Source organism: Acinetobacter sp. (assembly GCF_036666595.1).
Lineage (GTDB): Bacteria > Pseudomonadota > Gammaproteobacteria > Pseudomonadales > Moraxellaceae > Acinetobacter.
Genome location: NZ_JAVWVO010000111.1, coordinates 1 through 616 on the forward strand (window position 1 = coordinate 1; position 616 = coordinate 616).

Sequence of the window (616 nt, forward strand, 5' to 3'; positions counted from 1 at the left end):
TAAGGCATTACTGAAACAGCATCCTGAATATCTGAGTCAATTTCCACAAAGCAAACAAGGCTCACGGCGCTTCAATATTTATACCGATTAGCCTAAGCAAAATATCCAATCCCACAAACTAAAATCCCATGCCTCAGCGTATGGGATTTTTTTATACAAATTGCATTTTAATCAAGCAACACATTTAAACGACAGAGGAAATCAACATGATCAAAGGTTTAGCCATCACACCGCCTATTTTAGGGCGAATCAGCATTGGTAAAGTGGTAGAAAAGAATGGTAAACGACTTCCTGAAAGGGATGACCAGTTCACCATTACCAGTCAAATCCAAGGTAAAGATGGATGGGTAAAGCACCCTTTGGATGAACAGCTTCGCGCCAAAGCGCAAAACCAAAAACTCAGAACCATTCCTGTACGGATGATCTTCAATGATCCTGAACTGAATCTACGTGCAGAGTACAGTTTATTTGATCGTCAGACTGGACGTCCCATGTGTGTTGGCAATGGTGAAATCTGTCAACGACTCACCAATCAAGGGGTTGAACAACATCCATGTCCTTCACCTGATCTCTGTCCTTTGGCACAAGGGGGTCACTGTAAACCTTATGGGCGTTT

Annotated in this window: 1 pseudogene; it reads left to right on the forward strand. The window is 42.4% G+C overall.

The features are described from left to right. Positions 1–206 precede the first annotated feature (206 nt). Positions 207–616, forward strand: a pseudogene (locus RR876_RS17060) (hydrolase or metal-binding protein); the annotation flags it as partial.